The sequence below is a fragment of the Leptothrix toolikensis (SeqCode) genome (assembly GCF_057922285.1).
Map to the genome: position 1 here is coordinate 1 of NZ_JBYSVC010000105.1, position 7,272 is coordinate 7,272.

Sequence of the window (7,272 nt, forward strand, 5' to 3'; positions counted from 1 at the left end):
GGGCATCACCCGGGTGCGTTCGACCTCGGGCGTGGGTTTATCGGTGGTGTACGCCGAGTTCGACTGGGGCACGGATCTCTACCGCAACCGTCAATCGGTGGCCGAACGCCTGGCCCAATTGCGTGAGCAGTTGCCCAGCGGCATCACGCCAGTGATGGGTCCGGTATCGTCGATCATGGGCGAGGTGATGCTGATCGCCTTGCCGATCAAGGTGAGCACCGATCCCGGTGCAGCCACAGCCACGCCGATGCAAGCCCGCGAGTACGCCGATTTCGTCCTGCGGCCCCGTCTGCTTGGCATTGCGGGGGTCTCGCAGGTGATTCCCATCGGCGGCGAGGTAAGGCAGTTGCGCGTCGAGCCCGATACGGCTCGCATGGCGCAGTTCGGCGTCACACTTTCGCAAATCGAGCACGCCTTGCGGGGCTTTGCCAGCAATACGAGCGGCGGCTTTATCGACCTCAACGGCCGCGAATACCTCATCCGTCACATCGGTCGCACGAACCGAATCGAAGACCTTCAAGGCGTGGCCGTGGCTTGGAAGCAAGACCGACCGATCTTGCTCGCTCACGTGGCCGATGTGCGCTTTGCGGCCGGTCTCAAGCGAGGTGATGCAGGCTACCAAGGGGCTCCGGCCGTGATCGTCAGCGTGCAAAAGCAGCCGGCGGCCGACACGGTCAGCCTCACCCGGGCCATCGAGGCCGCCTTGACCGAACTGCAACCCAGCCTGCCTTCCGGTTTGGCAGCACCGCGTGTGCTGTTCCGCCAAGCCGATTTCATCCAGGCCTCGATCCACAACGTCACCGAGGCCCTGCGCGACGGTGCCGTGATGGTCGCCATCGTGCTTTTCGCCTTTTTGCTCTCGGCCCGCACCACGCTGATCTCACTGACCGCCATCCCGCTGTCCTTGGCCATGACGGCCTTGGTCTTCCAAATGTTCGGGCAGTCTCTCAACGTGATGACTCTTGGCGGTTTGGCCATCGCTATTGGGGAGCTCGTCGATGACGCTGTGGTGGATGTCGAGAACATCCTGCGCCGCCTCAGAACTCACCGCGAGGCCGCCGTGACCACTCCCTTGCTGGACGTGATACGCCAAGCCAGCGTCGAAGTGCGCTCGGGCATCGTCTACGCCACCGTCATCGTCGTGCTGGTGTTCGTACCGCTGTTTGCCCTACCCGGCATCGAAGGGCGGCTTTTTTCGCCGCTGGGCATGGCTTACATCGTGTCGATCTTGGCCTCGATGCTGGTGTCAATGACCGTGACCCCGGTGCTGTGTGTTTACCTGCTACCCGGCATGAAACACCTCAGCCGAGGGGATAGTCCCTTGGTGGCATGGCTGAAACGTTGGGATGCCCGTGTCCTGATTTGGTCCTTTCCGCGCGCCAAGAAGTTGATCGGTGGGGCGGCGCTGGCGGTCTTGGTCGCTGCGGTCAGCGTGCCATTCATGCCTCGCGCCTTCCTGCCCGCCTTCAACGAAGGTTCACTGGTGCTGTCCCTGATGTTCAACCCGGGAACGTCGCTGGCCGAGGCCAATCGTTTGGGCGCGATGGCCGAGACCCTGATCGCTCAGATCACCGAGGTGACCCAAGTGGGCCGACGCACGGGCCGAGCTGAACTGGACGAGCACGCCGAAGGGGTGCATTCAGCCGAAATGGATGTGGATTTACGCCGCGACCACGGGCCGTTGGACCGCGAAGCGGTGATGGCCAAGATCCGTACTCAACTCGCCTCCCTGCCTGCCCAAGTCGCGATCGGTCAGCCGATCTCACATCGACTGGATCACTTGCTTTCCGGCGTGCGCGCCCAAATAGCCATCAAGATCTACGGTGACGACCTCGACACCTTGCGGGGCTTGGCCAACCAGATGCACGCCGACTTGGCCAGCGTGCCCGGTCTGGTGGACTTGAGCGTGGAAAAGCAAGTGCTGATTCCCCAGATCGTCGTGCGGCTCGATCAGCGCAAGGTGGCTCAGGCGGGTCTTTCACCGGGCGAGGCCTTGAGGCTGCTCCAAACCTTGACCGACGGTGCTCATGGTGCGCAAATCATCGAAGGTACGCGTCGCTACGAGCTGGTGCTGCGGTTGCCTGATGCGGCGCGTGGGCCGCAAGATTTGGCCCGTACCCTGATCGACACGCCCGCCGGACGCCTACCGTTGGCCAGCCTTGCCAGCGTCGAAGCATGGGATGGCCCCAACCAGATCGGGCGTGAAAATGGTCGCCGACGTATGGTTGTCTATGCCAACACCGATGGCTCTGACATGGGCAACGTGGTGGCCAAAATCCGCCAAGTGATGGCGCAAACCCCTTTGCCAAGCGGCATTTTTATGCGCTTGGAGGGCCAGTTCCAGGCCCAAGAACAAGCCACACAGCTGATCGTCGGTTTGTCCATCGTCTCGCTGATGCTGATGTTTTTGGTGCTGTACTCGCGCTACCAGTCCGCCGTGCTGGCCGGGATCATCATGGCCAACATTCCTCTGGCTCTGATCGGCAGCGTGGTGGCGATGTGGCTGAGTGGGGTCACGCTTTCGGTCGCCACCATGGTCGGTTTCATCACGCTAGCCGGCATTGCCAGCCGCAATGGCATCCTGAAGATCAGCCACTACCTCCACTTGTGCCACTTCGAAGGCGAACGCTTTGATCAGGCCATGATCGTGCGCGGCTCGCTGGAGCGCCTGACTCCTGTGTTGATGACCGCCTTGGTGGCGGCATTTGCACTAACGCCGCTGCTGCTGTCAGGGAATGCCCCAGGCAAGGAGATCCTGCATCCAGTGGCCGTGGTGATCTTTGGCGGCCTGATCAGCTCGACGCTCCTCGATACCTTGCTCACCCCCGTGATCTTCTGGTGCGTGGGCGAGCGAGCCATCCATCCCCGTCCCGATCCTCATCAGGCCTTGTGGTGCCGCCTTCAAGTGCGCCACGTTTCAACGGAAAAATCGACATGCAACAACAACGCCCTTTGAATCTGATGCGTGGCATCGTTCTGGCGCTCAGCGCCTTGGCTTTCAGTACCGCGATGGCCCACGGCGATATGAAACCCAAGCACGGCGGCATCACGCGCAGTGCCAGCGATCTGGGCTTCGAGCTGGTTAGCCAAGGCGACGGCGTGACCCTGTACGTGGAAGACCATGGCAAACCGTATGCGACAGCCGACATGGGCGGCAGCAAGCTGACGGTTCTTCAGGGCAGCGAGAAGATTGAAACCGACTTGAAGCCTGCGGGCGATAACAAGCTCGAAGCCAAAGGCATCAAGCTCGCCAGCGGTGCCAAAGTGGTCGCCACCATCAAGGGCGTGGATGACCAACCCATCTTGGTGCGCTTCAGCATCAAGTGATGATTCAAGGATTCACAGCAACTCCACCCCAAAGCGCCGCAGGAGCAGCGCCCAAAGGGCAAAAAGCACCAGGGTGACGAGGATGCAGACCCCCAGCGTGGGCCAAAAGCCCAAGCGGGGTAGCAGCAAGGGCAGCAGCAGAAACATCGGCAGCGTCGGGACGACGTACCAAAAGGTGTAGCTGGCGTGGCTGGCAATTTTGGTGGCCGGTTGGCCTTCGAGGTACAGCCAGATCAGCGTGAGCACCGTCACCAAGGGCAAGGCGGCGATGAAGCCGCCGAGCTTGTCGCTGCGTTTGGCGAACTCTGAAATCAAGACCACCAAAGCAGCGGTGATCAGGTACTTCATGACGATCCAAGGGCTCATGCTCAAGGGTGACCCTGGGTTGCTGCCAGCACGGCCCCTAACCCGCTAGCGCGGCGGGTGCGGCGTTGGAGGGCTTGGGTGAAGACTTCGGGGTTGGGGGCGATGAGGGTGAAGGCGCGGCGGGCGCGGGTCAGGCCGGTGTAGACCAGCTCGCGGGTCAGCACTGCGCTGCCGTGATCGGGCAAGACCAAGGCGGTGTGGCTGAACTCAGAGCCTTGGGATTTATGCACCGTCATCGCCCACGCGGTTTCCACAGCCGCTAGACGGCTGGCGGCGACCGAGCGCAATTGCTCGCCGTCCAGAAACCAAACCCGCAGCATCGCGTCCGCAAGGTTGCGTGGGTTGCGCAGGGCGATGCCGACATCGCCGTTGAAAACCCCCAAGGCCGGATCGTTGCGCGTCACCATCACCGGGCGACCTTCGTACCAGCCGCCGCCCAAACTCCCTGGCCGAATCAGCCCAGCGTGGGCCAAGGCTTGCTCGATCACCTTGTTCAGCCCGGTCACGCCCCAAGGGCCTTCGCGCAGCGCGCTCAGCACCCGAAAACCTTCAAAGCTGCGCAACAACTGGCGAATCCATGCCTGGCGAGCGTCCCCGCCTTCAGCCCCATCAACGCCGTCATGGGCTGGCCCAGCTTTGAGCAAGCTGAGAAAGCTGCGATAGCCGCCCGCCGCCCCAGCGCGTCCATGCAGCGCCAGCTCCCCCAGCGCATGGGCGTGCTGCGGTTGTTGCAGCGCCAGCGGCTCACCCGACTCACCCGGCTCACCGGATTCCTTTGGACCAGCGGCGTGCAGCAACGCCCAAGCTGCCATGGCGTCGCCGGTGTTGACCGCTTGGGCCAAGGCGGCAATGGCCCCACCAAAACGCTGACTGGTGCGCAGCATCACCACCTGCTGCGCCAAGTCCAACACGGGGTCCATGGGTCCAGCGCGCACTTGCGGCGGCAAGATCTGGCCGGTCGATGCCTGTATCCATGCACAGGTCTCAGGCGCGTAGGGCCGATCCGGCACGTGATCGCACAGATCGCCCAACACCGATCCAGCCTCGACCGAAGCGAGCTGATCCTTGTCGCCCAGCAGGATCAAGCGCGCCGTGAGCGGCAAGGCTTCCAGCACCCGCGCCATCAGCTCCAAATGCACCATCGACGCCTCGTCGATGATCAAGACATCGACATCAAGCGGCTGACTGGCGTCATGCACAAAGCGCCGACTGTCTGGCTGCACGCCCAACAAGCTGTGCAAGGTCTGCGCCGGCCGCAAATGCTCGGTCAGGTGGCGCACAGCAGGTCCGGAGAGTCTAGAGAGTCCGGATAACTTGACCAAGGCCGATTCAATCGACTGATGCAAGCGGGCCGCCGCTTTGCCGGTGGGCGCTGCCAAGGCCACGCGCAGAGGCTGATCGGCCAAGCTTTGCAGCAGCACCAGCAAACGCGCAGCGGTGTAGGTCTTGCCGGTGCCCGGCCCGCCGGTCAGCAGGGTCAGGCCCCGGCGCAGCGCCAGCCCGCAAGCCACTTGTTGCCAGTCCAAGGCATCGGTCGGATCAAAGAGCGTTTGCAGCACCGCCTGCGCCTGATGGGCGTTGTGATGGGCGTTGGCCTGCACGTGGGGGAGTGTGCGGACCCGTTGCAGCAGCGATTTAGCGATGGACTGTTCATCCATCCAGTAGCGCCGTAAATAGAGCCTCGGGCCATCCAGCACCAAGGGCGTAGAGCCGGCCTCGGCATGACCCACACAGGGGCTGCTCATCTCCCCCAAAGCGCCATCCAGCACGTCATTCAGTTCACGCACGGCTTCGACCGGCCAAGCCAAGTCGCTCCCCAGCTCTTTCCCCAGCAGCCCATCAAGGCGCAAACAGGTGTGCCCGGCCGATTCGAGTTGCGCCAGCAAGGCGGTGGCCAGCAGCAGCAAGGGCTTGGCTTCGGGATCAAGGCTGTGGATGAAGCGCGCCAACGCTAAATCCAGCGCCCGCAACCAGCCCGCATCGCGCCAGCGCTGCAAGGTACGCAACATCGTCGCAGCGTCGTTCATCGCAACGTTCATACCGGCTCCTTGGCCCACAGACCGTCCAGATCCGCCAACCAAGCCGCTGTGGCGGGCAGCAACACGGTGCCAGCACACGGCCCTTGGATGCCGCGCACAAACAGCACCATCGCCCCACCCAGATGGCGCTCCGGCGCATACGCGGCACCCAGCCTTTGGCGCAACAGCCGGTGCAGGGCCATCAGGTAGAGCGCGGCCTGCACGTCGTAGCGATGCTGCAAAACGGCGTGGACCAACGCGCGCTCGGTATACGCACCATCGCGCTCGCCCAAGTGATTGCTCTTGTAGTCCAGCACCCAATAACGCCCGGCGTGTTCGATCACCAGATCGGCAAAACCCATCATCAAACCGTTCTGCACCCCTTGAGTCAGCGCCGGCCGATCCAGCCCCGGCCAGCCGTGACGCCGACACACGCCGTCCAGCTGCTGCAACGAGGCCGTGGGCGCAGGCATCCAGAACTCCATCTCGGCCAAGACCCGGTCGGCGGCGCTCAGCGGCGCGCCGAGCCCCGGCAAGGGCGTCTCGACGATGGTTTGCAGCCACGGCACCAAGGTCTCAGCCGACCAGCCCTTACTGGGCTGACTTGGCTGACTTTGCGGATTTTGAAGATCACAGCGGCGCTGCAAGGCCTCGGCAAAGCTTGGTTTGTGGACGCTGGCCAACCCGGCCTGCGCCAAGCCTTGCAAGCAGGCGTGAATGAAGCGACCGGCTTCGGAGCCTCGGGGGAAGCGGTGCCAGGGCTGCTCTTGCATCAACCCTTCGACAGGCTCAGGGCGAACGGACACAAAACCAGCACCATCGGAGTCAAACGCCATGTCCTCGGGATCGTGATGGTCCAGATCACGCACCCAAGCTGAAAAGCTGCCGATGGCCCAATCGCGCTCAAAGCGGGCTTGGTAGGCTGGGGCGTCGAGCACCAAAGGCGGCAGGCTGCGGGCTTGCCAGAGCGTACATGGCAACGCATCGCCCTCCTGCGCAGCAAGGCTGAGATGGAAAAGCTCGGGTGACGCCGGTGACGCCGGTGACCAAACTTGCCCCAGCAAGGCGGGGAGATCGGGCGCTTTGATCTGCCAAGCGTCATCCGCAACGATCTCTGCCCCAGCCAGCAGCCAGCCCAAGGCACTGCGCGTCACCGTCGTGGCCCCCACGCCTTGCGGGTCGGCCTTGGCGGTGGTGGCCGAGGGCGGCACCAGCCCCAACCACAGCGCATGGCGCGCGCGGGTCAGGGCCACGTAGAGCAAGCGGATGTCTTCGCGCAAGGCTTCTTGGTCCAGCCGCTCGTCGTCTTGGTCCTCCGAGTCCGTTTCATCACCGCCCTTACCATCGCCTTTACCACCGCCCTGACCGCCCCGGCGCACGCTGGCCGCAAACGGCAAAAAGACCAGCGGGTACTCCAAGCCCTTTGACTTGTGGACCGTCACCACTTGGACCAGATCGGCTTCGCTTTCTAGCCGCACGATTTGCTCGTCACGCCCGCCTTCTGGCTCGGCGATCTGATCGCTGAACCAGCGCAGCAAGGCGGGCCCACCGTCAAGCTTTT

5 protein-coding genes are annotated in these 7,272 nt (G+C 63.3%); 2 read left to right on the forward strand and 3 right to left on the reverse strand.

All coding sequences use genetic code 11. From position 1 onward, the window contains the following. Together AC3VI7_RS11605 and AC3VI7_RS11610 are read left to right on the forward strand one after the other, a co-directional pair. The coding region (locus AC3VI7_RS11605) for an efflux RND transporter permease subunit (protein ID WP_489671547.1) at positions 1 to 2,956 on the forward strand (2,956 nt) is incomplete at its 5' end. Beyond that, positions 2,935 to 3,327, forward strand: coding sequence for a hypothetical protein (locus AC3VI7_RS11610; RefSeq protein WP_489669049.1), 393 nt, complete (start codon positions 2,935 to 2,937; stop codon positions 3,325 to 3,327). The genes AC3VI7_RS11605 and AC3VI7_RS11610, both read left to right, overlap by 22 nt. 12 nt (positions 3,328 to 3,339) lie before the next feature. On the opposite strand, the gene AC3VI7_RS11615 is transcribed toward AC3VI7_RS11610, so the two are convergent. The 3 genes from AC3VI7_RS11615 to AC3VI7_RS11625 all read right to left on the reverse strand — a co-directional run. Next, a complete protein-coding gene (locus tag AC3VI7_RS11615; protein ID WP_489669070.1) occupies positions 3,340 to 3,693 on the reverse strand; it encodes a DUF3147 family protein in 354 nt (117 codons plus the stop codon). A gap of 2 nt (positions 3,694 to 3,695) precedes the next feature. Then, positions 3,696 to 5,732 carry an exodeoxyribonuclease V subunit alpha gene (gene recD / locus AC3VI7_RS11620; protein ID WP_489669050.1) on the reverse strand — a complete coding sequence of 679 codons (2,037 nt, stop codon included), beginning with the start codon at positions 5,730 to 5,732 and terminating at the stop codon, positions 3,696 to 3,698. Further along, positions 5,729 to 7,272, reverse strand: a 1,544-nt coding sequence (locus AC3VI7_RS11625) for a 3'-5' exonuclease (protein WP_489671548.1), incomplete at its 5' end; no start/stop codon positions are given. The genes recD and AC3VI7_RS11625, both read right to left, overlap by 4 nt.

Coding starts and splice junctions, on each gene's coding strand:
- AC3VI7_RS11610 (WP_489669049.1), top strand. CDS start 2,935: ATGCAACAACAACGCCCTTTGAATCTGATGCGTGGCATCGTTCTGGCG.
- AC3VI7_RS11615 (WP_489669070.1), bottom strand. CDS start 3,693: ATGAGCCCTTGGATCGTCATGAAGTACCTGATCACCGCTGCTTTGGTG.
- recD (WP_489669050.1), bottom strand. CDS start 5,732: ATGAACGTTGCGATGAACGACGCTGCGACGATGTTGCGTACCTTGCAG.